Consider the following 24,522-nt stretch of genomic DNA (forward strand, 5'->3'; position numbering starts at 1 on the left):
CGTGCCGAGCAGGGGCGGTGGCCGTGCCGATCAGGCCAGCAGAGCGTCCAGTCGCCGGTTGACGGCGGCGAGTGTGGCTCTCACCACAGCCTGCCGCGGATCCCCCGAGACGACCGCCGAACCGGCCAGCTGCTCCACCCAGCCACCACAGGCGAGCAGTACGACGACCACCGCCACCTCGCAGCCGCCCATCGGCACCACGGCCGCGTGCTCGACGATGCACCGTCCCCGGTCCGCCGCGCCGGCCGGGCCGGTCAACAGCTTCTCGATCGACGAGGCGGCGGCCACCGCGCACAACCGCAGCACGTACCCGTCGACCGCCGGCCCGGTCGCCACACCGGACGTGGTCCGCTGGCCGGCGGTCAGTCGCACCTCGACGGTGGCGTCCACGCCGAACGTGCTGACCTGCACATGGTCCAGCACGACCCGGGGGCCGGGCCGACCACCCGGGTTCAGCGGCCGGGGCGGCCCGCTCTCCGGCGCGGTGCCGCCCGGCTCCACGCACGGCACAGCGGATGTCGCGGCGGTCGCGCCCGCGCCCGCGTGCCGGGGCGGCGGATCGTCCTGGCCGGGGCGGGGACCCAGCGGCTGTCGGCGGCGGCGCGGTACGTCCGCCGGTTCCGGGGCGACCCAGCCAGGTACGCCACCCGGAGCCGTCAACGGCGGAGCTGTCGAGCCCGGCGGCCGACCCGGCGCCGGCAGATCGGCGCGGCCGGGCAACGCCGGCAGCCCGTGGTCGGGTTCGCCACCCGGCAGGTTCTGCGGGGCCGCCGCCAGGCCCATCCGTTCCTGGAGCAGCCGCGCCACCAACCGGCTCACCTCGGCCGGGTCGGCACCCTCGGACAGGTCGAGCCGGAGGCTGTGGGCACCGGCGTCGGTGGTCCGCAGCGAGGCGTCGCGGACTCCGCCGACGCCGCGTACCGCTGCCAGGATCGCTCCGACGTCGAAGCCTTCCGGCCGCTCCTGCGGCTGGTCGACGACGTCGCCGCGGCGCAGGTGGGACGCGATCCGCGCGAGTTCCGGCGTCTCCGCCGCGTGTTCGACCGGCGGCAGTTGCTGCGGCACGGTCGGCACGTCCGGGTCGGCGGGAACCCGCTGCGGCAACGAGTCCAGCGCGGCAGCCGCGATGGGGGTGGTGGACAGATCCGCCGGGTGTTCGACCGGCGGCAGCGCACCACCGGCCGGCTCGGCGGTGGCCGGTGCCCCAGGCGGCTCCGCGGGGACCGACGCACCAGTCGGCCCGGACACCGTTGCCTCGCCAAGCTCGTCGTCGGCGCGGCGGGAAACCGCCCGGCGGCGGGGCATCAGGCCGTCGGCGTCCCCGCCGCTGTCACCCTGGCCGGGCCGCCCCGGTCCGTACTGCCCGCCGGCGGGAGCCGTCGGCTCGTACTGCTCGGCGGGAGCCGTCGGCTCGTACCGGGGCTGGCCACTGACCGGCCGGTACCCGGCGGCCTGGCCCAGGTCGGCCGGGCGGTCGGGACGCCACGGCAGCTCCTCCGGCACGGTCGGCGGATCCGGCATCGCCCAGCCCGACTCACCGCTCGCCGCGCCCGGCCAGCCACTGCGGTCGTCGCCGCCCCAGCTCGGTGGTGGCGGACCGGACCAGCCGCTGTCAGCCGGGGCGGTCCGGTCGTCGGACCAGCCCGACGGCTCGGCGTCGTCCCGTTCCACCGGGCCGCTCGGCCCACCGGCGGCTTCTGCCGCCCACACCTGACCGCCAGAGTCCGTAGCCGCCCAGCTCGAATCGGTCGGCCCGTCCGTCCAGCCCGGCTCCGGCGCCGGCCAGCGCTGCCCGTACGACCAGTCCGGCTCACCGGCCGGGGGCCCGGACGCCGGCCCGGATGGCGACCCCTGGCCACGCTGGGTCCGATCGCCCGGCACGTCGTCAGCGGGCCGGTCCCAGGCGGCGGAGCTGGTCGGTCGTGGCCATTCACCGGTGGCGCTCTGTCGGTGCCACTGGTCAGCGGCCGGTGCGGCGCTGGTCGGGACCGGCCGTCGCAACTCGTCGGCGGTGCCGGGCCGGGGCCATTCGCCGGTCACCTGCCGGGACCACGGCCCGCCAGCACCTGGACCGGGCCGTTCGCCGGTCGGCTGCCGGAGCGGACCAACGTTGGACGGCTGCCCGGCGGGCTGCGGCGGTGTGGGGGCGAAGTCGTCGCGCCGGGCAGGTTCGTCACGTCCGGCTGCGTCCGCCGTACGGCCGGCGGGGCCGGCAGCGGACCGGTCGGCCGGCGTACCCGGGAGGCCGGACTGGTCGGGCGACATCCCGGACCGGTCGGGCGGGAGGTCTGGCCGGTCGGGCGGGAGGTCGGACTGCGCGGAACGCTGCCGGTCAGGCTCGACTGGGCGGTCGTCGGGCTCGGATCGTTGCGCGCCCGGCTGACCGGTCGGCGGCGGCTGGAAGCCCGGTGGGGTGCCGGGGCGGGCCGGCCGGGCCGGCGACACCGGTGCCGCCGAGGCCACCGGCACCGCGCGCAGCGGCGCGGTCGGCACTACCCGGGCCGTCTCCTGCCAGCGCGGCGGCGGGTTGACCGGCGTCGGGGTCGGGCGTGGGTTGTCACCGCCACGACGCTCGGCCGAGCCACCGGGTGGGGTGGGGTCGTCCGCAGGTCCACCGGCCATCCTGGCGGTCGGCTCGTTGTCGGCCCGTCCGGTGTCCACGCCGCCCGGCTGGATCGACTCACCGGCCGGCGCGGGGCGTGGGGTCGGCACCACGGTCTCGGCCGGCCCGGAGACCGGCCGGCCGTTGACGGCTGTGGCACGGCCGTTGTCGGCGCTGCGGGAACCACGGGTGACTGAGCCGCCGCGCGGAGTCCGGGTGAACGGCAGCACCTCGGCGTACCGGGACGGCGGGTCAGCCCAGTGCGGGCCGCTCACCGGTTCGTCGCGGGCGCCCCAGCCGGCATCGGCGCGGTCGGCGTCCGGCCCGACACCGGAGCCGTCCGACCACCGGGTCGGCGACCCCGTCCAACTGCCCATGCCCTGGTCACGACGGTCTCGCGGATCCGCTCCGCCGTCCTCTGGTCCCGGTGCGGCCCCGCGGGGTTCACCTGATTCGTCCACCGTGCGCTCCTCGGTCGCCCCCGCTGAGGCTACCGTGTGCTGACAGTGGCGATAAGTTGCAACGTCGGGCCAATTGACCGGCCAGGTGATATGCACTGATCGTTTCGTTTCTTCGCCGACCAGATGGCCGCGACCGGACTCGGAGGTTCGACATGACCGCTGCGTCGAGCGACGCACAGACAAGCGGCCGACCGGCCCGGATGCCACGGTCCGCCCGCCGCAAGCAGCTGCTCGCCGCCGCCCAGGAGGTGTTCGTCGCACAGGGTTACCACGCGGCGGCGATGGACGACATCGCGGAGCGGGCCGGCGTGTCGAAGCCGGTGCTCTATCAGCATTTTCCGGGCAAGCTGGAGTTGTATCTGGCGCTGCTCGACACACACTGCGACGCCATCATCGCCAAAGTCGCCGCCGCGATGGCCGCGACCACCGACAACAAGGAACGGGTCAGCGGGGCGGTGCAGGCCTACTTCGACTTCGTCGACGAGGAGAGCGGCGCCTTCCGGCTGGTCTTCGACTCCGACCTGCGCAACGAGCCGCTGGTACGGGCCCGGGTGGAACGCGTCGAACGGGAGTGCATCGCGTCGATCACCGACACCATCATCTCGGACACCGGGGTGAGCCGGTCCCGGGCCGAGCTGCTCGCCTCCGGGCTGGTCGGCGCGGCCGAGACCGCCGCCCAGTTCTGGCTGGCCGGCGGTCGACAGGTGCCCAAGGACGAAGCCGAGTCGTTGCTCGCCGCACTCTCCTGGCGGGGCATCGCCGGGTTCCCGCTGCAGGGTGAGGCATCCTGACCACAGCGCGTCCGCATCGGCTAACCTTCGCGTTGGCGTTGTTTTCGCCCACCTCAAGGAGGACCCGTGGAGGTCAAGATCGGCGTGCAGTACGCGCCGCGCGAGCTCGTTCTGGACAGTGCCCAGTCACCGGCTGAGATCGAGCAGATCGTGACCCAGGCAATCACGACCGAGGGGACTCTGTCACTCACCGACGAGCGCGGCCGCCGGGTCATCGTCCCGGTCAGCAAGATCGCGTACGTCGAGATCGCCGAGGCCGCTCCCCGTTCGGTCGGCTTCACCGTCCGCTGACCTGGCCGGACCGGCCCCGAAGCTGCCGAGTCGGCCGCCGGCTCCCAGGGCCGACCGCACCGATCCGGATCGGTTCAGCCTGATCCGGATCGGTCCGCCCGGATCACCCGCCAGATCACCGCGCCGGTCGCGACCGCGGCCCGGTCGCGACTCCTTCGACCGACACCGTTGACGACCGTGCCGTTCGTCACTGCCGCCGTGCCCGCACCACCCCGGCGGCGTGACAAGAACCACAGCTGAGTCGTCGGTCCGGCCGCCGTCGCCGAGGATCTCCACGTCTGCGCGGACCGTCAGCTACCATGGTCAGCAATGCTGCGGCCGTCGAGGATGCTCGAGCGGGGTTCGCGGCGCGCGTGCGGCCCGCGACCTGTCGATCGCGTGTGGCCAGCGCCGTCAACTGACGCACTGCGGCACGCCGCAGACAACGCGTCGCCCCGGCATCGCGGCGGCACTTCGCAGCACCCGCACCGCACCGACACGACGTCGGTGCCGACGACCATCGGACGCGCCGGCTCGGCGCGCCGCACAACCGGCGCCCTTCTGGCACCGACCACAACCGGCGCGCACCCTGCGCGCCGCACAACCGGCGCCGTCGCGGCGCCGCATCCGACACGCGCCCTCAGGAACAGGCGGGGCGCACCACGAGAGGCACCCCCGACACCTGATGACTGACATTTTCGACCACAACGCCGGCGACGAGCCGGCGAAACGCCCACCGGCACGGCCCGACAGCCCCACCTTCGCCGACCTGGGTGCCCGCCCGGAGACGGTGACCGCGCTCGCCCAGGTCGGCATCGTCCACGCCTTCGCCATCCAGGAGTACGCCCTGCCGATCGCGCTGCGCGGCAGCGACCTGATCGGCCAGGCACCGACCGGGACCGGCAAGACGCTCGGCTTCGGCGTACCGCTCATCGACCGGGTGCTCGCCCCGACCGAGGGCGGTGACGGCGTACCGCAGGCGCTGGTCGTCGTCCCGACCCGCGAGCTCGGCCTGCAGGTCGCCAAGGACCTGGCCGCCGCCGGCAGCACCCGCGGCGTGCGGGTGCTGCCGATCTACGGTGGCGTCGCGTACGAGCCGCAGATCGAGACGCTGCGTTCCGGCGTGGAGATCCTGGTCGGTACGCCGGGTCGGTTGATGGACCTGGCCAAGCAGAAGAAGCTGCGGCTGGACCGGATCCGGGCGCTGGTGCTGGACGAGGCCGACCGGATGCTCGATCTGGGCTTCCTCGACGACGTCGAGCGGATCCTGGCGATGCTGCCGGAGGACCGGCAGACGATGCTGTTCTCCGCCACCATGCCCGACCCGATCGTGGCCCTGTCCCGGCGGTTCCTGCGCCACCCGGTGACCATCCACGCCGGGCACACCACCGAGGCGGGCGTCCCTCCGCTGACCCGCCAGGTGGTCTACCGCACCCACCCGATGAACAAGATCGAGATCGTCGCCCGGATCCTGCAGGCCGAGGAGCGCGGGCTGACGATGATCTTCACCCGTACCAAGCGGGCGGCCGACCGGGTCGCCGAGGACCTGGACTTCCGTGGCTTCGCGGTGGCCGCCGTGCACGGCGACCTCGGCCAGGGCGCCCGGGAACGGGCGCTGCGCGCCTTCCGTACCGGAAAGATCGACATCCTGGTGGCCACCGACGTCGCCGCCCGCGGTCTGGACGTCTCCGGCGTCACCCACGTGATCAACTACGACTGCCCGGAGGACCAGGACACCTACACCCACCGGATCGGTCGCACCGGCCGGGCCGGCGCGACCGGGGTGGCGGTGACCTTCGTCGACTGGGAGGACATCACCCGGTGGCGGATCATCGACAAGACCCTCGGGCTGGAGATGCCCGAGCCGCCGGAGACGTACCACACCTCTGAGCACCTCTACGCAGACCTGGACATCTCCCGCGACGTCTCCGGCACGCTGCCCAGCGCCGACCGTACCCGCGCCGGGCTGTCCGCCGAGGTCGAGGAGGACCTCGGCGGCCGCAGCGCCGGCCGGCGGCGGCGCGGTGACGGCGACGGCCGCGCCGAGCGCGGAGCGCGCGGTGACAGCCGGGGCCGGCGGTCGTCGAGGTCCCGTCGCTCCGCCGCGCCGGACGACGCCGACCGGTCCACCGCCACCGCGACGACCGCCGGTGAGGACGGTCCCCCGGCCAGCCGCCGGCCGCGTCGTCGACGGCGCGGCGGTCAGGTCGTCAACGGCGGTGCCGGCACCGACTCCGGAGCTGCGTCCACCGACGGTACGGAGATCGCGGCCGCCGCCACGTCGGACGGCGGCTCGGGCGGTTCGACGCGCCGCCGCCGACGCCGCCGGGGTGGCTCCGGCGGAGCCGGCCGGGCCGAGCAAGTCGGCGGAGCCGGCCGGGCCGAGCAGGGCAGCGGCGGCGAAAACTGACTCGATCCCTCGCCGACGCCCTCGACGACGTCCGGGCGCTGCTGCTCAGCCCGCAGCTCACCCGGGCGGTCGCCGCCGGGCGTCGGCGCAACGCCGCCCCGTCGGTCGTTCGGGCCGAACTCCGGCCGGTCGCCCTGCGGGCCGGTACCCACCTGCAGATCGTCACCAACGACGGCACCCGTCCGGTGACCCGTAACCTGCCGCCGGGTGCCCCCGCCGAAGCCGCAGTCGACCAGCTGCTCGCCGAGCCGTTCGGCAACTGGCACGTCGAGACCAGCACCAGCACCCTGCAGCTGCGGGTGACCAAGAAGGGCACCGCGCAGGTGCACCGGTCGACCGCCGACCGGACCGACACCGGCCCCGGCGACCACGACCGGGCCAAGCGGTACCTGCTGGATCCGGACGACCCGCTGTTCGCCGCGATCGGTGCCAACGCCGCGAAACGCCGCCAGGTCGACGCGTTCCTGCGGGCGCTCGCCGCCACCCTGCCCGACCCGCTACCCGCCGGGCCGCTGCACGTCGTCGACCTGGGCTGCGGCAACGCCTATCTGACCTTCGCCGCCTACCGCTACCTGGTCTCCCGCGGCGGGCAGCCGGTGGTGACCGGCGTCGACGTCCGCGAGGACCAGCGGCGGCGCAACACCGCGCTGGCCGACCAGCTCGGCTGCGCCGGGCAGGTCCGGTTCGTCGCCGGCACCATCCGGCAGGCACCGGTCGAGCCGGCGCCGGACCTGGTGCTGGCGTTGCACGCCTGCGACACCGCCACCGACGAGGCGCTGGCCCGGGCCGTCGACTGGCAGGCCCGGTGGGTGCTGGCCGCGCCCTGCTGCCACCACGACATCGCCGCCCAGCTGCGCCGGCAGCCGGCACCGCAGCCGTACGGGCCGCTGGTCTCCGCCGGCATCCTGCGGGAACGGTTCGCCGACGTGCTCACCGACACGCTGCGGGCGACCCTGCTGCGGGCGTACGGCTACCGGGTGGACGTGGTCGAGTTCATCGACTCCCAGCACACGCCGCGCAACCTGCTGCTGCGGGCCCGGCGTGGCGGCGTACCGGACCGACGCGAGCAGCACCGGGCCTACCGGGCGCTGGTCGACCAGTGGGCGGTGACCCCCCGGCTGCAGACCCTGCTGCCGGCGCCGCCGGACACCGCCGGGTCCGCTGTGTCGGACGCCGCCGGGGCGACCGTGGTCAGTCGACCGTGACGGTGAACTCGGCGGTGTGCACCTCGCCGGCCACCTGGAAGTCCAGGAACATCCGGTAGTCACCGGGGCTCGGGGCGGTCAGCCAGAACTTCACCGCGCCGTCGACCAGCTCGGCCTCCGGATGCACGTGCAGATAGCCGAGGTCGCCGTCGCGCAGCGCGACCAGATGCCCGTACGCGCCGAGGTAGGGCTCCAGCGTCGGAGACTGGCCGGCCCGGCCCACCTCGAACAGCAGCGGCGTCACCACCCCGCGCTGTGCGACCCCGCGCATCCGTACGGTGAAGTCGTCCACCTCGGTGGTGTCGGCGGCGGCCGGCAGGTCGGTCGGCAGGTACTCGCCGGCCACCACGAGGTCGACGCCGAGCGTCAACGCGACCGGCGTACCGTCGGAGTCGCGCAGGGTGAAGTCGGTGTAGAGCCGCCAGATGCCGGCGGCGGCCAGCCGGACCGGGACGCTCCAGGTGCCGTCCGGTGCCATCGTCGGGTGCAGATGCTGGTACCCGGTCAGATCCCGGCGGGCGATGATCAGGTGCATCGGCTTGTCGTGCACCACGTCGAAGGCGGTGACCGGCCGCTGATCGGCGTCGACGATCTGGAAGCGCAGGTCGACCTGCTCGCCGACCGGCAGCTGCCGCCGCACCGGCACCAGGGTGTAGCCGCCGACGCTGACCGACAGGCCGGACACCTGGTCACCGCCGTCGGTGCCGTCGGTGCCGTCGTGCACATGCGGTGTGGTCCCGGGCGGGTGGGTGTGGTCGGCGGCGCCGGCCGCGTACTGGGTGCCGATGCTGGTCGGGGCGGTCACCGCCCGACCCAGGGCGAACCCGGCGAGCATCGCGAGCACGACGGCGGCGACCCCGGTCGCCAGCCGCACGGTGGACGTCCCATGCCCCACCGGGTCTGTCGGGCCCGTCGGATCGCCGGCACCGGTCACTGTTTCTCCCACCTCGCCGACGGTAGTCGCTGCTGGCCGGCAACGCCTCGGCCGGGTCGTCGACTGGTCGTCGACTGGTTGTCGGCTGTGTCGTCAGCCGTGGCTTCCGCAACGCACCGTCGTTGTACCATCCGTGACCGTTAATAGCTTGGCAAGTAGGGCAGCCGCCCTCGTCACCGCTGTAACCGCCACGTTGCTGCCGGCTCCGGCCCAGGCGCAGGCCTCGATCGCCGAGTTGGACCGGCGGATCGACCAGGCGGCCCACCAGTTGGAGACGGTGGTCGAGCAGTACAACGAGATCCGGCTGGATCTGCGCCACAACCAGGAACGCGCTGGTGGACTCAGCGAAACGATCACCGAACTGGACCGGCAGCTCGCGTTCCGACACGACCAGGTCGGTCAACTCGCGGCCAGCAACTACCGGGTGAACGGTGCCCGACCCGTCGCCACCCTGCTGTCCACCGCGTCGGCGGAACACTTCGTCGACCAGCTGCTCATCGCCGACGTGATCAACCGCGACAACGAGCGGACGATCGCCGAGCTGCGCGACACCCGCGACCGCAGCGAAGCGGCGCGCCGGACGGCGAACGCGCTGATCGAGCAGCAGTTGCTGCAGCAGGAGCAGCTGTCCGCGACGCAGCGGCAGATCGAGTCGGACATCCGGGCGCTGACCGAGCTGCGGGACCGCCAGCAGGCGCTGCTGAGCCGGTCCGGCGCCGCCACCGCCGACCGCAGCCCGGCCGACCCACTGCCCGAGGCGGCGACCGGCAGCGCGGCCAGCGTCGTCGCCTTCGCCCACGCCCAGCTCGGCAAGCCGTACCGGTGGGGGTCGGCCGGGCCGCACTCGTACGACTGCTCCGGGCTGACCTCGGCGGCCTGGGCGACGGCCGGGGTGCAGCTGCCACACAACGCCCGCCGGCAGTTCGGCACCGTCACCCGCATCGGCCGCGCCCAGCTCCGCCCCGGTGACCTGGTCTTCTTCTACAGCAACGTGCAGCACGTCGGGATCTACATCGGGGCCGCCCAGATGATCCACGCGCCGCGGCACGGTGAAGTGGTCCGCGTCGACAAGATCGACCGGATGCCGATCAAGGGCTACGGCCGGCCGGGCTGACTCGGATCAGGCTGACCGGGCCGGGCGACCCCGTCCCGCTCGGACCGGGTCAGTTCGTGGTGGCGAGGGCGAACGGCAGCACCGCCGGGGCGCCGGAGCGCCGCAGCAGCCGGGCCACGGCGGTCAACGTCCAGCCGGTGTCGACCAGGTCGTCGACCAGCAGCACCGGGCCGGTCAGCCCGGACAGCGCCGCAGCCAGCTCCGGCGGCGCGGCGAACGCGTCGTGGACGGTACGGACCCGTTGCGCGCTGTTGCCCCGGCCCTGAGCCGACGGCGGCTCGGCCCAGGCCGGCTCGACCGAGCCGAGCAGCGGCAGCCGACCGACCTCGGCGATCCGTCGGGCGGTGCTGGCCACCAGCTCCGGGTGGGTCCGGGAGGCGACCGCCACCACCCCGACCGGTCGGGCCGGCCACGGTTGGGTGCCGCGCGCCCACTCGCGGAGCACGTCGATCACCGCACCGGCGACGTCGGCCGGCAGCACGGTGTCCGGCCGGCCGGCGGCGAGCAGGTCCCGCAGCCGGCTACCCCACCCCAGGTCGGACAGCCGCCCGACGGCCCGGCCGGGCAGTGCCTGCTCGTCGGGGCCGATCTTGCCGCGCAGCGGTACGCCGACCGCCTCCAGCCCGGTCGGCCAGAGCTTCTTCGGGGGGATCTCCACTCCGGCCCGGCCGAGGAAGGTCTCGGCGGCGCGCAGCGCGTCCGGGCTCACCTCGGACGGCAGCCACCCGCCGGCGCAGCGGTCGCAGCGCCCGCACGGCTGGGCCTGCGGGTCGTCCAGGCAGTGGCGGAGAAACTCCATCCGGCAGCCGGGTCGGCCGGCCGGCGGGGCGGTGTCGGCCGGTACCGCGTACTCCTGCATGATCTGCTGTTCGGCGGTGCGGGCCTGGGCCACCCGGTGCAGCCGGGCGGCGTCGTAGTGCCACGGCTCGCCGGTGGCGACCCAGCCGCCGCGCACCCGGCGCACCGCGCCGTCCACGTCTAGCACCTTGAGCATCAGTTCGAGCCGGGTGCGCCGCAGATCGACGATCGGCTCCAGGGCCTGGGTGGACAGCGGACGACCGGCGTTTTCGAGGGCGGCGAGCACCGAGCGCACCTGTTCCTCGCGGGGGAAGGCCAGTGACGCGAAGTACCGCCAGATCGCCTGATCCTCGGGGCCGGGCAGCAGCACCACGTCGGCGTACCGGTCACCGTCCAGGGCCCGGCCGGCCCGACCCACCTGCTGGTAGTAGGCGATCGGCGACGGCGGCGCGCCGAGGTGCACCACGAAACCGAGGTCCGGCTTGTCGAAACCCATGCCGAGCGCCGATGTCGCCACCAGGGCTTTGATCTTGTTGTCCAGCAGGTCCTGTTCGGCGGCGCGGCGTTGCGCGTCGTCGGACTGGCCGCTGTACGCGGCGACGGCGTAGCCCCGGGAGCGCAGGAACTCGGCGGTCTCGGCGGCGGCCGCGACGGTGAGCGTGTAGACGATGCCGGAGCCGGGCAGCGTTTCCAGGTGGTCGGCGAGCCAGCCGAGCCGGTGCGCGGTGCCGGGCAGGTCGAGCACGGCCAGCCGCAGCGACCGGCGGTCCAGCGGACCGCGCAGCACCAGCGTGTCGCCGAGCCTGCCGTCGGAGGCGGCGTGGTCGTCGTCGGACCGGCTGTCTGCGGTGTCGCCGAGCTGTTCGGCGACGTCGTCGGTGACCCGGGTGTTGGCGGTCGCGGTGGTGGCCAGCACCGGCGTGCCGGGGCGCAGCTCGCGCAGGAAGGTCCGGATCCGCCGGTAGTCGGGGCGGAAGTCGTGCCCCCAGTCCGACACGCAGTGCGCCTCGTCGATGACCAGCAGGCCGGTGGTAGCGGCCAGGCTGGGCAGCACGTTGTCCCGAAAGTCCGGGTTGTTCAGCCGCTCCGGACTGATCAGCAGTACGTCGACGGCGCCGGCCCGGATCTCCGCGCTGACGGTGTCCCACTCGTCGAGGTTGGCGGAGTTGATCGTGCGGGCCTGGATCCCGGCCCGTTCGGCGGCGGCGACCTGGTTGCGCATCAACGCCAGCAGCGGCGAGACGATCACCGTCGGCCCGGCCGGTGCGGTCGGCACCGACCCGGTCGGGGTGGCCGGGTCGGTGCCGGACGAACCGGTGCCGGCGCGCAGCAACGCGGTGGCGATGAAGTAGACCGCCGACTTGCCCCACCCGGTGCGCTGTACGCAGAGCACCCGCCGCCGGTCGACGACCAGCGCCTCGATGGCCCGCCACTGGTCGTCGCGCAACGTCGCGCCCGGCCCGGCCAGCCTGTGCAGCGTCTGCTCGGCGCGGTCGCGCAACTCGGCCCGGTCCACGGTCATGTCGTGGACCGTAGCAAGGACCGTTCAGCGGGTGGCGACGCGGACCGCCACGGCGGTGTCCGGATGGTCGGCGAACAGTCCGTCCAGCCCGAGTCCGTAGAACAGTTCGTACTCTGCGGTGATGTCGCCCCGGGCAGCCGGGTCGGCACCGATGCGGTGGTCGGCCGGCAGGAACTGGTTCTCCGCCCGGAACGTCCAGGCGTGCACCGCCAGCCGGGCCCGGTGGGCGTCGCGGATCAGCGAGGTCGGGGCCAGCAGCGCGCCGTCGGCGTCGCGCGGCACGATCAGGTCCTTGGTGGGCCCGATGGCGTCGGCGTACCGGCTGATCCAGGCGAGCCCGTCCGGGGTGGCCAGGTCGGCGTAGCCGCGCGGGTCACCGGCCACGACGAAGTCGTACGGCCGGCCGCTGCCGCCGAGCAACTGCACCAGCCGCACGTTGGTCATCCGGCTCAGCTTGCGCAGGTTGGCGGTCTCGAAGGACTGGATGAACACCGCATCGGTACGCCGGGTCAGCTTGTTGCGTCGCAGAGTGTCGACCAGTGGCTCCTCCAGCGGCAGCCCGATCGACTGGAAGTAGGTGGGGTGCTTGGTCTCCGGGTAGATGCCGATGGTCCGGCCCAGTCGCCGGCCCTCCGACCGGGCCAGGTCGATGACCTCCTGCAGGGTCGGCACCGTGAACTCACCGTCGAACGCCGTGTTGGTCGGCCGGACCTGCGGCAGTCGCTCCACGGCCCGCAGGGTACGCAGCTCGGCCAGGGTGAAGTCCTCGGTGAACCACCCGGTGACGGAGCGCCCGTCGATGGTCTTGGTTGCCCGCCGATCGGCGAACTCGGCGCGGTCGGCGACGTCGGTGGTGCCCGAGATCTCGTTCTCGTGCCGGGCGACCAGCACCCCGTCGGCGGTCGACACCAGGTCGGGTTCGATGTAGTCGGCGCCTTGACGGATCGCCAGCCGGTACGCCTCCAGGGTGTGTTCCGGCCGGTAGCCGCTGGCCCCGCGGTGTGCGATGACCAGTGGTTTCGGCTCGGCCTGCGGCGGCTTGCCGCGGGCCGCCGGGTCGGTCGCGGTGGCGGCGGACGGGATCGCCATGGTGGCCAGCAGGGTGCCGGCAAGCAGCATGATCGGCAGAGTACGCGACAACGTCGTCTCCTCACAGGGGTGTCGCAGGGCGTCGTCGGCGTCAGTGAAGACGCCCCGGGCGACGGGCGGGAGACCGGTGGGCGACGGGCGGTCGGTGACCGGCTGACCACTACATGAATGCCGATCAATCTCTGATATTTTCGGCTTTTGCAGTGGTATGACATCTTTGATGCGCCGGCCGCTGCGAAACCCCGCCCGGATCGTGCCGATCGCGTTCCTCGGGGCGATCGCCGTGGGCACCGTACTGATGATGGTGCCGGCCAGCCGCCAGGGACCCGACGCGGCGCCCTTCGTCACAGCCCTGTTCACCGCCACCTCGGCGGTCTGCGTGACCGGGCTGGCCGTCACCGACACCCCGGCCTACTGGTCACCGCTCGGCCTGGTGCTGATCACCCTGCTCACCCAGCTCGGCGGCTTCGGGATCATGTCGCTGGCCACCCTGCTCGGCCTGCTGGTGTCCCGCCGGCTGGGGCTGCGCAGCCGACTCACGGCGCAGGCCGAGACCAACAGCCTCGCGCTGTCCGACATCCGGCGGGTGCTGCTGCGGATCGCGGCGACGATGCTCGGCGCCGAAACAGCGATCGCCCTCGTCCTGGCCGCCCGGCTGTGGCTGCACTACGACTACCCGCCGCCCCGGGCCCTGTGGTACGGGCTGTTCCACGCCGTCCAGGCGTTCAACAACGGCGGCTTCGCCCTCTACTCCGACGGGCTGGTCCAGTTCGTCGGCGACTGGTGGATCTGCCTGCCGCTGATCGTCGGCGTGGTGGTCGGCGGGCTCGGCTTCCCGGCCCTGTTCGAGCTGGCCCGCGAGCGCAGCCGGCCGCGGCGCTGGTCGGTGCACACCCGGCTGACCGTGTGGGGCACGTTGGCGCTGATCGGCATCGGCTTCGTCAGCATGCTCACCTTCGAGTGGGCCAACCCGCGTACCCTGGGCCCGCTCGACCTGCCGGAGAAGCTGTTGGCCGCGCTGTTCCAGGACGTGATGACCCGGTCCGGCGGGTTCAACACGGTCGACCTGGGAGAGTTCAACCCGGAGACGACGGCGGCCTCCATCGGAATGATGTTCATCGGCGGTGGCAGCGCCAGCACCGCCGGCGGGATCAAGGTGACCACCTTCTTCCTGCTCGCCTTCGTCATCTGGTCGGAGCTGCGCGGCGAGCACGACGTGGTGATCGGCCGACGCCGGATCGCGGCGGCCAGCCAGCGTCAGGCGCTGACCGTCGCGCTGATCGGCGTGGCGTTGGTCGGGGCCGGCACCCTGGCCCTGATCAGCCTGACCGACGACATCGGCGGTGAACAGGCGCTGTACGAGGTGACGTCGGCGTTCGGCACGACCGGGCTGTCCACCGGGATCACCGGCGACCTGCCCGACCCTGCTCAGGTGCTGCTCGTCGTGCTGATGTTCGTCGGCCGGATCGGCAGCGTCACGTTGGGCTCGGCGATCGCGTTGAACACCCGGCGGCGACGGTTCCACTACCCGGAGGAGCGACCCATCGTTGGCTGACCGTACCGGCACCAGGTCCACCCGGACCGTGGTCATCATCGGGCTCGGCCGGTTCGGCGGCCAGGTCGCCGACTCGATGCTGCGGATGGGTTTCGACGTGCTCGGCGTCGATTCCAATCCGGCGGTGGTTCAGCGGTGGGCAGACCGGCTCACCTACGTGGTGCAGGCCGACTCGACCGACACCGAGGCGCTGCGTCAGCTGGGTCTGCGGGACTTCCAGCGGGTGGTGGTCGGCATCGGCTCGGATGTCGAGGCCAGCGTGTTGACCGTGCTCAGCCTCGCCGAGATCGGCGTCACCGAGGTCTGGGCCAAGGCGGTCTCCGGCAAGCACGGCAAGATCCTGCGTTCCGTCGGCGCCCGGCACGTCATCTACCCGGAGGCCGCGATGGGCGACCGGGTGGCGCACCTGATCACCAGCAAGATGCTCGATTTCATCGAGTTCGACGACGGCTTCTCGATCGCCGAGACCCGGCTGCCGAGTGGTACGGCGGGCCGGCGGCTCGGTGAGACCGACATCCGGTCGCGGTACGGAGTGACCGTGATCGGGGTGAAGATGCCGGGGGAACGGTTCACCTACGCCGACCGGGAGACCGAACTTCGTGACGGCGCCCTGCTGATCGTCTCCGGCACCACCGAACAGGTTCAGCGGTTCGCCGCCGCCACCTGACCCGTACCCGCACCGGAGCCGTACCGCCGACGGGGTGCTACCGGACCGGGGACGTGTCGGTGGCAGGCTGACCGGTCGCCGTTTCCAACAGTTCGGTCGTCGCGCCCGCCGCCTGTCCGGCGACCGCCGCGACGGACACGTCGCAGATCAGCTCGTCGAGGTGGAACTCCAGCGGCAGCGTGTTGACCCCGTCGTAGTCACCCGCCAGCTGGAGCTGTGCGGTCGCCCCCGGGGCCAGGGTGGTGGCGTCGGCCGCAGGCCGCAGCCGTACGTCGCCGCCCTGCTGTTCCCACTGCCCGCCCCGCACCGCGGTGAGCCGTTGGGTGCCGGGGAAGGCGAAGCGCAGAGACCAGTCGGTCAGCTCGGCGGAACCGGTGTTGGTGACGGTGGCCGCAGCGACAAACTCCCGTCCGGAGTCGCCGCGCACCGTGTATTCGACCCGGCAGGGCGCCGAGGACTGGGCGGCGAGCCCGAAGTCCGGCGGCGCGGCCACCGCCTCGCGGAACCGGTCGGTGGCGGGTGTGGCACCGGCTCCGGCCCAGACCAGGGCGCTGAGCATCATCAGGCCGACCCCGATCACCACGGCTTCCGCGCGGCGCTGCACCCATGAGGTCCGCAGCCGGCGACGCCGGCCGATGCCGGTCGGGACCGGCAGATCCAGCCCGGTGACCTCGAGCCCGCAGGTGACATCGACGCCGACCGGGGGCGGGCCGTCGTCGGCGGCAATGTCGGTGTCGGAGCCCGGCCGGTTCGGCAGCGGCGCGACCATCGACGGCGACAGCCCGGCGGCGACCCCGACGGCGGCGGCCAGCGTCTTCGCCACCTCCTCGCTGGTCGGCCGGTCCGCCGGGCACTTGGCCAGGCACCGCAGGGTGAGGTCGACCACCTCCGCCGGCAGTCCGGCGACCGGTGGCATCGGGTCGGGCACGGTGTGCAGGTGTGCCCGCAGCATCTGGGTGACGCTCGCGGCCTGCCAGGGCAGCCGGCCGGTGAGTGAGCGGTAGAGCAGCAGGCCGACGGCGTACACGTCGGTGGCCGGTGAGACCTGGCCGCCGTTGAGGCGCTCCGGCGCCAGGTACGCCGGGGTGCCGAGCAGGTTGCCGTCCGGGCCGACGTCGCTTTCGCCGGCCAACGCGGAGATGCCGAAGTCGACGACCTTTGCTCCCGTGCTGGTCAGCATGACGTTGGCCGGGGTGACATCGCGGTGGACGACGCCGGTGGCGTGCGCGGCGGCCAGCGCCGAGGCGACCTCGGCGCAGGCCACCACCGCGTCCCGCCAGGACAGAATGTGTTCCCGACGCAGCCGGGCGGCCAGCGACTCGCCGTCCACCAGTTCCATCACCACGTACGGCAGGGTGGCTGCGTCCCGGACGGCTTCGCCGTAGTCGTAGACGTTGGTGATGTGCGGGTGGCACAGCCGGGCGGCGGCCTGCGCCTCCACCCGGATCCGGTGGCGGAACACCTGGTCCGGGGCGTACTGCGGAGCGAGGACCTTGATCGCGACCTGCCGGTCGAGGATCTCGTCGTAACCACGCCAGACCACCGACGTCCCGCCGGTGCCGAGCCGTTCGATCAGCCGGTACCGGTCACCGAGCAGTTGCCCGCAGTCGTTCGCCACCCCACCCATGACTCCCGAGTTGCCCGATCTGGCCCGAGCTACACCTGCGGAACCGCATCAGGGGGCGACGAGCAGCTGGTCGACCGGGGCATAGTCGTCGGTGAGCGGCTGCGCACCGGCCACGAAATCGGTCAGCTCGTCCCCGGCGAGCAGATCGAACTCGGCACCGACCGAAGCGGTCAACCGGGCCCGTACCTCGTCCAACGGCAGTGGCCGGTCGGCGGCGAGGATGACGAAGTTGCTGCCGCTGAGCCGGGTCGCCGCCCCCGGCCGGGTGATCAGCGCCACCTCGGGGAACTCGGCCGCGACGGTGGCCACCTCGGCCTGGATGAACCGCAGCGGCGGGTAGTCGATCACGTTCTGCAGGTAGCTGCCGCCTGGTCGGACCACCCGGCGGATCTCGGCGGCCATCTCCCGGGTGGCCAGGTGCCAGGGCACCACCAGGTGCCCGAACGCGTCCCCGACGACCACGTCGACGCTGTCCGTGGGCAGGTCGGTGACCAGGATCCGGGCGTCGCCGACCACCACGGCCAGGTCGGGACCCGGCTGCACGTCGAGCTCCCGCACGCCCAGGTCGACCAGTCCACCGTCGATCTCGTAGACGGTGTTGCGGGTGCCCGGCCGGGTGGCGCTGAGGTACCGGGGCATGGTGAAGCCGCCGCCGCCGAGGTGCAGCGCGTCGAGCGGTTCCCCGGGTGGGGCGGTCACGTCGAGGGCGGCACCGATCCATCTGGTGTAGGCGAACTCCAGGTGGGTGGGGTCGTCGAGGTCCACGTACGAGTGGCGGGCCGAGTTGAGCAGCAGCAGCCGGCCGGAGCCGCGGTCCGGATCGGCCTGCACGGTGGCGCAGTGGTACTCGGTCTCCACATCGCACGGGTCGGGTGCGGCAACGGCGAGGCCGACGGCGAGCAGCCCGATCACGGCGACGGCGGACCGCGTGGCGGTGCCGGTCCGGCCGCCGGGCGCTGCGCCGCCGTCCGCGCCACCGCCGGTGGCGGTGGCGGTGGCGTCGGTGGGTGGCCGGGTGCGGTGCAGATATACCCCGAGGGCGATACCGCTGCCGCCGAGCAGCAGCGCCAGCGTCATCATGATCACGCTGCTGGGTAGCGTGGCGACCAGGAAGAAGCCGGTGCCGAGGGTGGCGGTGATCGCGCCGAGCGTACCGATGCTGGACAGCTTGCCGACCACCTCGCCGGTGCGGTTCAGGTCGCCGAGCTGCAGTTTGATCACCAGTGGGGTGACCGCCGACAGCAGCGCGGCCGGCAGCACGATGGCCACCATGGTGAGCAGCAGGATGCCCACCACGGCGCTGCCGCGCAGCAGTTCACCGGCGTACCGCACCAGTGGGAGGGTGATCGCGGTGGTGATCCCGGCGAGGACCAGCGCGGCCGGCAGCAGCGGGCGGGGGTCGCGCCGGTCTGCGATCCGGCCACCGATCCAGGTGCCGTAGGCGATCGCGGCCAGCGCTACACCGATCACCGCGCTGTTGGTCTGCAGGGTCACTCCGATGTACGGCCCGACCAGCCGCAGCGCGACGATCTCCAGCACCAGTACAGCGCCGCTGGAGACGAAGACCAGCGCGGCGGCCAGGCCGGGCCGCAGCGGCGTGTCCGGTGGTGGCGAGTCCATCGCTGTGATGGTACGCATCCCGCCTGCCGTCCGACGGGCGGTCGAGCGGGATGCAGGGATGGTGGTTCAGAGCATCGACAGATGCACGTGGTTGGGTCAGAGCATCGACAGATGCACGTGGTTGGTGTGGTCGCCGGCCGGGCTGCCGCCGCCGTTGTAGGCCCGCCAGCCGGTGCCGGGCATCCAGATCTGCCGGTACCAGATGACGTAGAGCACACCGAGCCGGTCGGCGTTGTTGATGTAGTACCCGGCGAGATTGTTGCCGTACGTGCGGTTGCCCCCGGTGGCGGCGCGGTTCTGGAATCCGCCGGCTTCGGCGGAGAAGTCGCAGGCCCGACCCTTGGGGTGCTCGCCGCTGCCGCCGTTGCGGAAGCAGGAGACGTACCGGGTGAATCCGGCGGACTTCGCCTGGTTCAGGGCGTGCAGGGTGCGCGGGGTAATGCAGCCGGAGGTGGTGGGGTCGTCGACGTTGCAGGATTCGGAGGGCCAGGAGCCGTCGGAGTTGCGTGGCGCGGGTTTTGCGGCGGCCGAGGTGGTGCTGACGAATCCGCCGCTTGACTGGCCGCCGACGGCCGCCAGGGCGCGCTCGGCGTCCTGCTTCTTGCGGGCCATGATGGCGACCTGCTTTTCCTGCTCCCGTACCTCGTTGTCGATCGCGGCCTTGGCCCGGGCGGCCTGCTCGTGAGCTTCGGTGAGGGCTCGCAGGTTGCGGCCCTCCCGCTGGGCCATGACCTCCAGCCCGGCGGCGCGGTCCAGCATGTCGGCCGGGGAAGCGCTGTTCAGCAGCATGGTGACCGAGGTCAGCCGCCCCACCCGGTAGGACTCGGCCGCCATCAGCCCGACCTCGTCGGTGAGCGAGACGAGCCGCTCCTGTACGGCGTCGTACTGGGTGGTCAACTCCTTCTGGCGCTTCTTGGAGTTGTCCAGCTTGGCTTTCGCCTCGATGTGCCCCTTGGAAGCGGCTTCCAGGACCTCGCGCAGGCTCTTGTTGTCGCCTTCGTCCGGGGCGTCGGGCGCAGCCGAGGCGACCGGCGCGCCGATCACCAGCGCGATCGCGGTGACCAGCGCAACGAGTGACGCCGCCGCACCGGAGCGCCGCCGGGATACCGTCGTGCCGACCACAGTCGCGTCCTCCTGGATCACATTGTCAGGTCGCGGTCCGTAAACCGGGCACAGCTTACCGGATTTCACCGTTGCCACTGGAACGTCGGCGAGTCGAGCGCATTACCACATCATGCAGATGGCGCGCAGCCAGGCCTGAACTATTACCTGCAGCAATGAACCAATCACGCAAAATCAACACGATTACCGGGCGTGACGCCTGGCGTGTCGCACAGCCATCTCGGCGATGCCGCAGGGGTCAATAAATTAAGCTAGCCTAACCTTATTCACAGTCTCCAGTGAGGATTTCGGTGCCACGTTCCGAGGCTCACGTCCGGACCCCACGGTCGCAACGCCACCTGACCCACCTGTGCGAACATTTCGCCACCGCCGTACCGGTCAAATGGACCGCCGACCAGGGGCTGATCGACTTCGGCTTCGGTACCTGCCGGATCGACGCCACCAACGACAGTCTCACGCTGCACGCCGACAGCGACGACGACATCGGGCTCGCCCGGGTGGAGTACCTCGTCGGCGAACACCTGGAGCGCGCCGGTGCCCGGGAGAGCCTGGCCGTCGACTGGCAGCCGACCGGCGGCGGCTGATCACCCGGCCGGCAGCAGCGCCGCCCGTACCTCCTGCCAGGCCGCGTCGGTCCTGGCCACCAGCAGCCCCGACCGGTCGTCGGTGAAGTCGTACGGGCTGCCGTCCAGCCGCATCGCGACGCCGCCGGTCTCCCGCACCAGCAGCGTGCCCGGCACGTGGTCCCACGGCAGGGTCCGCCAGAACATCGCGAAGTCCTGCTCCCCGGCGGCGATGTCCCAGTGCTCCCGGCCGGCGCAGTGCTGACCGGGCAGCACCGCACCCAACCGCTCACCGCCGGCCTCCACAGCTGCCCGCACCGGCACCGGCAGGTACTCCAACGGCACCGCCCCGCGCAGCCGGTCCACCGGGGGCGCGGTCGTCGGCGGTGCCAGCCGCACCCCGTCCACCCAGCAGCCGGACCCATGCTCGGCCACCACCAGCGACCCGCCCACCGGGTCAAGGATCCAGCTCGCCACCGGCTCACCGGCGGCTAGCAGGGCCACCATCATCACGAACGGCCGACGGCCGGCCGCGTAGTTCGCCGTACCGTCGATCGGGTCGACCAGCCAGACCCGGCCGGCGTCGCGCAACCGACGTAGCAGCCGCGAATCGACGGCGACCGCCTCCTCACCGACCACCACCGACCCCGGTGCCAGCCGCCGCAGCCCGGCCGCGATGAACTCCTCGGCCTGCTGGTCGGCGACGGTGACCAGGTCACCCGGGGCCTTCTCGGTGATGTGTTCGGCGGACAGCTGGTTGAACCAGGGCAGCACCGCCCGCGCCGCCGCTTCCCGCAGCAGCTCACCCACCTCGTCGATCATGTGTCAGCCGCGCGGGGGCAGCTTAACCACGCTGACGAAGAACTCGTCGATCTGCCGGATCACCGCGATGAACCGCTCGAAGTCCACCGGCTTGGTCACGTACGCGTTCGCGTGCAGCTGGTAGGAGCGCAGGATGTCCTCGTCGGCCTGCGAGGTGGTGAGCACCACCACCGGGATCCGGCCCAGGTCGTCGTCCTTCTTTATCTCCTCGAGGACCTCACGGCCGTCGCGCCGGGGCAGGTTCAGGTCGAGCAGGATCAGGTCGGGCAGCACCGCGTCGGCGTACTTGCCCTCCCGGCGCAGGTAGGCCAGGGCCTCGGCGCCGTCCGAGACGACGGTGAGCCGGTTACGGACCTTGTGTTCCTCGAACGCCTCCTGGGTCATCAGCACGTCACCCGGATCGTCCTCGACCAGCAGGACCTCTATCGGGCTCTTGCCGTCCGGTTCGGTCATCACACCTTCGTCTCCTTCTCGGCGCCGCCGTCGGCCGACGCGGCGGACACCGGGTCCGGGCGGGCGGTCACCGGAAGCGTAAAACGAATCGCCGTGCCCTGGTCGACCTGGGTGTCAACCCAGATCCGGCCGCCGTGGTACTCGACGATCTTCTTGCCGATCGCCAGCCCGATCCCGGTGCCCGGGTAGGCGTCCTTCGAGTGCAAGCGCTGGAAGATCACGAAGATCTTGTCAGCGAACTCGGCTTCGATCCCGATGCCGTTGTCCCGACAGGTGATCTCCCACTCGCCGGCCAGCTCACGGGCGGAGACCTCCACCCGGGGCGGCACCTGCGGCCGACGGAACTTGAACGCGTTGCTGACCAGGTTCACCAGCAGATTCGTCAGCAACGGCTCCTCGCCGGTGACCACCGGCAGCTCCGACCAGGTCAGCTCGCCGCCGGCGTACTCCCGGCTCGCCTCGGTCTGACCGGCCACCTCGGTCATCACCTTGTTCAGGTCGACGTCGGTGAAGCCGGAGGTCATCCGGCCGATCCGGGAGAACGCCAGCAGGTCGTTGATCAGCCGCTGCATCCGTTGCGCGCCGTCGACAGCGAAGGCGATGTACTGGTCCGCGCGGGCGTCCAGCTGACCGGCGTACCGGCGCTGCAGCAACTGGCAGAAGCTGGCCACCTTGCGCAGCGGCTCCTGCAGGTCGTGCGACGCCACGTAGGCGAACTGCTCCAGGTCACGGTTGGACCGGACCAGCTCCTCGGCCTGCCTCTGCAGTTGGCCGTTCACCCACTCGACCCGTTCCCGGGCCTCACGCACCTCGGCCAGATCTGCGGCGATCTTGCGTCGCATGCCGTCCACGTCGCTGGCCAGCGCGGCCAGCTCCGGCGGCCCGACGTTCGCGATGTCCCGGTGGTACTCGCCGTTGGCCACCTGCCGCACCTGCGCGGCGAGACCGGTGACCGGGCCGATCACCAGCCTGTTCAGCGACATCAGCAGCACCACCCCGGCCAGAACCACCACCGCCGCCGCCACGGCCAGCAGACCCGCCAGGGTCCGGCTGGTCCCCCGGGCGTCCGCCGCGACCCGGTCCCGGACCGTCAGAATGTCCGCCTGCAGCTGGTCGACGTCAACCCGTAGGTCGTCGAAACGTTCCCGGGCAGCGTCGCCGAGCAGCGCCTGCCCGGCATCGGTCCCGTCCGTCTCGACGGCGGCGATCGCCGGCTCGGCGACCAGGTCGCGCCACTGCCGTGCCTGGTCGGCGATGGCCTCGATCTGGCCGCGCAGCGGATCGTCCTCCGCGATCAGACTCAGCATGTGGTCGATCAGCTGCCGTTCCTGCACCGCCCCCTGACGGTACGGCGCGAGATCGGCCGGGTCACCGGACACCGCGTAGCCACGTACCCCGGTCTCCTGGTCGACCAGCACGGTCAGCAGGCTCTCCGCGTCGGTCCGCAGCGGGCCGATCCTGGTGAGCATGGTGTCGATGTGGTCCTGGTTGGCTCGGGCGACCAGCGCCGCGCCGCCGGCCAGGGCCGCCAGCAGTCCACCCACCACGACGCAGAGCAGCGTCACCCGGGCACGCAGCGTCAACCGGCTGGCCCGGGACACCCCGGCCGGTGGCGGAGCGGCGGTCACCGGCCTACGCCCCGGCTGACCAGCAGCATCGCCACGTCATCGGCGAGCGGACCACCGTTGATCTCCTCGGCCCGGCCGACCAGCCAGCCGGGCAGCGCCGGCAGCGGCACGTCTCGGGCCGCCGGCTCGGCCACCAGCCGTTGCAGGCCGGCCACGTCCAGCCGTTCGTCGGAGTCACCGAGCCGCCCCTCGATCAGACCGTCGGTGTACATCAACAGGGACCACTCATCGGCGTCGAACTCCACATCGAAGGCGCGGGGCGGGCGGGGGTGGACGCCGAGCAGCAGGCCGCCCGGGGCGGGCACCGGCGCGACCTGACCGTGGCGGAACAGCAGCGGCGGCGGATGTCCCGCCAACCGTACAGTGGCCCGGTTGGCGGCCAGGTCCAGCCGGACGGCGGCCACCGTCGCGAAGATTTCCCGCAGCCGGCGTTCGCTCATCAGCACCTGCTCCAGCGCCGGCAGCACCGCGTCGTCGGCCACCCCGGCGAGCACCAGCGCCCGCCAGGCGACCCGCAGCTCGACCCCGAGCGCGGCCTCGTCGGCGCCGTGCCCGCAGACGTCGCCGACGATCAGGTCGATCCGCTCGGGCGTGGTCTGCACCACGTCGAAGAAGTCCCCGCCGATCAGCGCGGCGTGCCGACCCGGCCGATAGAAGGTGTGCACCGAAACCTCGTCGGTGTCCATCAGCGGCTGCGGCAGCAGCCCGCGCTCCAGCCGGGCCGACTCGGCCTGCCGCAGCTCGACCTCACGCAGCCGGCGGGCGTTCTCGTCGGCCCGCTTACGCTCCACGGCGTACCGCAGTGCCCGGCTCAGAAGTACCCCGTCGACCTGACCCTTGACCAGGTAGTCCTGGGCGCCTTCGGCGACCGCGCCGATGCCGAGGTGCTCATCCTGCCGGCCGGTGAGCACGCAGACCGCCGCCCGGCCGGCCACCCCGAGCACCCGGCGCAGACCGTCCAGCCCTTGCGCGTCCGGCAGCCCCAGATCGAGCAGGACGCAGTCAACCCCGGCGATCCGCTCCCGGGCCTGGTTCAGGCTGTTCGCCACCACCAGGTCGACCGCCGCCTGCGCCTCCGCCAGCAACTCGCCGACGAGGAACGCGTCGCCCTCGTCGTCCTCGACCAACAGCACCCGCAGCCGCTCCGTCGGTGCGACAGCCACCGGCGGGCCCGGCTCGGACCGAGGATCGGAACGGGGCGGAACGAGTGACGAACCGGTCATGCCGGCCTGCCGCTGGTCCGCCGCCGCGCCAGGTGAGTGTCGATGG

Annotated in this window: 19 protein-coding genes; 8 read left to right on the forward strand and 11 right to left on the reverse strand. The window is 72.5% G+C overall.

From position 1 onward, the window contains the following. Positions 1-30: 30 nt before the first annotated feature. Entirely contained in the window at positions 31-2,979 is a 2,949-nt protein-coding gene (locus tag O7553_RS24365; protein WP_281551937.1) for a hypothetical protein, read from the reverse strand. Between the two features lie 236 nt (positions 2,980-3,215). On the opposite strand from O7553_RS24365, the gene O7553_RS24370 reads away from it, so the two are divergent. The 4 genes from O7553_RS24370 to O7553_RS24385 all read left to right on the forward strand — a co-directional run bounded on the left by O7553_RS24370 (position 3,216) and on the right by O7553_RS24385 (position 7,739). Next, positions 3,216-3,854, forward strand: coding sequence for a TetR/AcrR family transcriptional regulator (locus O7553_RS24370; protein ID WP_278173588.1), 639 nt, complete (start codon positions 3,216-3,218; stop codon positions 3,852-3,854). Between the two features lie 66 nt (positions 3,855-3,920). Continuing rightward, positions 3,921-4,145, forward strand: coding sequence for a DUF3107 domain-containing protein (locus O7553_RS24375; RefSeq protein WP_278173586.1), 225 nt, complete (start codon positions 3,921-3,923; stop codon positions 4,143-4,145). A 664-nt stretch (positions 4,146-4,809) separates the two neighbouring features. After that, positions 4,810-6,534, forward strand: a complete 1,725-nt coding sequence (locus tag O7553_RS24380) for a DEAD/DEAH box helicase (protein ID WP_281551938.1) — start codon at positions 4,810-4,812, stop codon at positions 6,532-6,534. Next, positions 6,531-7,739, forward strand: coding sequence for an SAM-dependent methyltransferase (locus O7553_RS24385; protein WP_281555735.1), 1,209 nt, complete (start codon positions 6,531-6,533; stop codon positions 7,737-7,739). The genes O7553_RS24380 and O7553_RS24385 overlap by 4 nt, the downstream gene beginning before the upstream one ends. Here O7553_RS24385 and O7553_RS24390 read toward each other — a convergent pair. Further along, a complete protein-coding gene (locus O7553_RS24390; RefSeq protein WP_281551939.1) occupies positions 7,726-8,685 on the reverse strand; it encodes a hypothetical protein in 960 nt (319 codons plus the stop codon). The genes O7553_RS24385 and O7553_RS24390 overlap by 14 nt on opposite strands. A gap of 136 nt (positions 8,686-8,821) precedes the next feature. Here O7553_RS24390 and O7553_RS24395 point away from each other — a divergent pair, with 136 nt between their 5' ends. Further along, complete coding sequence (locus tag O7553_RS24395; protein WP_281551940.1) at positions 8,822-9,787, forward strand: NlpC/P60 family protein; 966 nt, start codon at positions 8,822-8,824, stop codon at positions 9,785-9,787. Positions 9,788-9,836: 49 nt separating this feature from the next. Here the strand turns inward: O7553_RS24395 and O7553_RS24400 are convergent, their stop codons facing one another. Then, positions 9,837-12,107 carry a DEAD/DEAH box helicase gene (locus O7553_RS24400; RefSeq protein ID WP_281551941.1) on the reverse strand — a complete coding sequence of 757 codons (2,271 nt, stop codon included), beginning with the start codon at positions 12,105-12,107 and terminating at the stop codon, positions 9,837-9,839. 24 nt (positions 12,108-12,131) lie between these two features. Then, on the reverse strand, positions 12,132-13,247 hold the full coding sequence (locus tag O7553_RS24405) for a glycerophosphodiester phosphodiesterase (protein ID WP_281551942.1): 1,116 nt from the start codon (positions 13,245-13,247) through the stop codon (positions 12,132-12,134). Positions 13,248-13,416: 169 nt separating this feature from the next. On the opposite strand from O7553_RS24405, the gene O7553_RS24410 reads away from it, so the two are divergent. Next, a complete protein-coding gene (locus O7553_RS24410) occupies positions 13,417-14,751 on the forward strand; it encodes a potassium transporter TrkG (protein ID WP_281551943.1) in 1,335 nt (444 codons plus the stop codon). Next, complete coding sequence (locus O7553_RS24415; RefSeq protein ID WP_281551944.1) at positions 14,744-15,418, forward strand: TrkA family potassium uptake protein; 675 nt, start codon at positions 14,744-14,746, stop codon at positions 15,416-15,418. The genes O7553_RS24410 and O7553_RS24415 overlap by 8 nt, the downstream gene beginning before the upstream one ends. 37 nt (positions 15,419-15,455) lie before the next feature. Here the strand turns inward: O7553_RS24415 and O7553_RS24420 are convergent, their stop codons facing one another. The 3 genes from O7553_RS24420 to O7553_RS24430 form a co-directional block, all read right to left on the reverse strand. Continuing rightward, positions 15,456-17,045: a serine/threonine-protein kinase gene (locus O7553_RS24420; protein WP_281551945.1), complete on the reverse strand. Its 1,590-nt coding sequence runs from the start codon at positions 17,043-17,045 to the stop codon at positions 15,456-15,458. Positions 17,046-17,093: 48 nt separating this feature from the next. Beyond that, a complete protein-coding gene (locus O7553_RS24425) occupies positions 17,094-18,665 on the reverse strand; it encodes a fused MFS/spermidine synthase (RefSeq protein ID WP_281551946.1) in 1,572 nt (523 codons plus the stop codon). Positions 18,666-18,761: 96 nt separating this feature from the next. After that, positions 18,762-19,787: a hypothetical protein gene (locus tag O7553_RS24430; RefSeq protein WP_281551947.1), complete on the reverse strand. Its 1,026-nt coding sequence runs from the start codon at positions 19,785-19,787 to the stop codon at positions 18,762-18,764. Positions 19,788-20,077: 290 nt separating this feature from the next. On the opposite strand from O7553_RS24430, the gene O7553_RS24435 reads away from it, so the two are divergent. Then, positions 20,078-20,371: a DUF2218 domain-containing protein gene (locus O7553_RS24435; protein ID WP_281551948.1), complete on the forward strand. Its 294-nt coding sequence runs from the start codon at positions 20,078-20,080 to the stop codon at positions 20,369-20,371. Here the strand turns inward: O7553_RS24435 and O7553_RS24440 are convergent, their stop codons facing one another. From O7553_RS24440 to O7553_RS24455, 4 genes are read right to left on the reverse strand one after another with little or no spacing between them, the layout of a single operon-like run. Continuing rightward, positions 20,372-21,172, reverse strand: coding sequence for an inositol monophosphatase family protein (locus tag O7553_RS24440; protein WP_281551949.1), 801 nt, complete (start codon positions 21,170-21,172; stop codon positions 20,372-20,374). A 3-nt stretch (positions 21,173-21,175) separates the two neighbouring features. Next, positions 21,176-21,625 (reverse strand): response regulator, encoded by a 450-nt coding sequence (locus tag O7553_RS24445; RefSeq protein WP_281551950.1) that lies wholly within the window; start codon positions 21,623-21,625, stop codon positions 21,176-21,178. Beyond that, positions 21,625-23,253 carry a sensor histidine kinase gene (locus O7553_RS24450; protein WP_281551951.1) on the reverse strand — a complete coding sequence of 543 codons (1,629 nt, stop codon included), beginning with the start codon at positions 23,251-23,253 and terminating at the stop codon, positions 21,625-21,627. The genes O7553_RS24445 and O7553_RS24450 overlap by 1 nt, the downstream gene beginning before the upstream one ends. Continuing rightward, a complete protein-coding gene (locus O7553_RS24455; protein ID WP_281551952.1) occupies positions 23,250-24,416 on the reverse strand; it encodes a fused response regulator/phosphatase in 1,167 nt (388 codons plus the stop codon). Before O7553_RS24455 ends, O7553_RS24450 begins: the two co-directional genes overlap by 4 nt. Positions 24,417-24,522 lie beyond the last annotated feature (106 nt).

The organism is Solwaraspora sp. WMMA2059 (assembly GCF_027497315.1).
Classification (GTDB): Bacteria; Actinomycetota; Actinomycetes; order Mycobacteriales; family Micromonosporaceae; genus Micromonospora_E.

Coding starts and splice junctions, on each gene's coding strand:
- O7553_RS24370 (WP_278173588.1), top strand. CDS start 3,216: ATGACCGCTGCGTCGAGCGACGCACAGACAAGCGGCCGACCGGCCCGG.
- O7553_RS24380 (WP_281551938.1), top strand. CDS start 4,810: ATGACTGACATTTTCGACCACAACGCCGGCGACGAGCCGGCGAAACGC.
- O7553_RS24445 (WP_281551950.1), bottom strand. CDS start 21,625: ATGACCGAACCGGACGGCAAGAGCCCGATAGAGGTCCTGCTGGTCGAG.
- O7553_RS24420 (WP_281551945.1), bottom strand. CDS start 17,045: ATGGGTGGGGTGGCGAACGACTGCGGGCAACTGCTCGGTGACCGGTAC.
- O7553_RS24425 (WP_281551946.1), bottom strand. CDS start 18,665: ATGGACTCGCCACCACCGGACACGCCGCTGCGGCCCGGCCTGGCCGCC.
- O7553_RS24410 (WP_281551943.1), top strand. CDS start 13,417: ATGCGCCGGCCGCTGCGAAACCCCGCCCGGATCGTGCCGATCGCGTTC.
- O7553_RS24400 (WP_281551941.1), bottom strand. CDS start 12,107: ATGACCGTGGACCGGGCCGAGTTGCGCGACCGCGCCGAGCAGACGCTG.
- O7553_RS24365 (WP_281551937.1), bottom strand. CDS start 2,979: ATGGGCAGTTGGACGGGGTCGCCGACCCGGTGGTCGGACGGCTCCGGT.
- O7553_RS24440 (WP_281551949.1), bottom strand. CDS start 21,172: ATGATCGACGAGGTGGGTGAGCTGCTGCGGGAAGCGGCGGCGCGGGCG.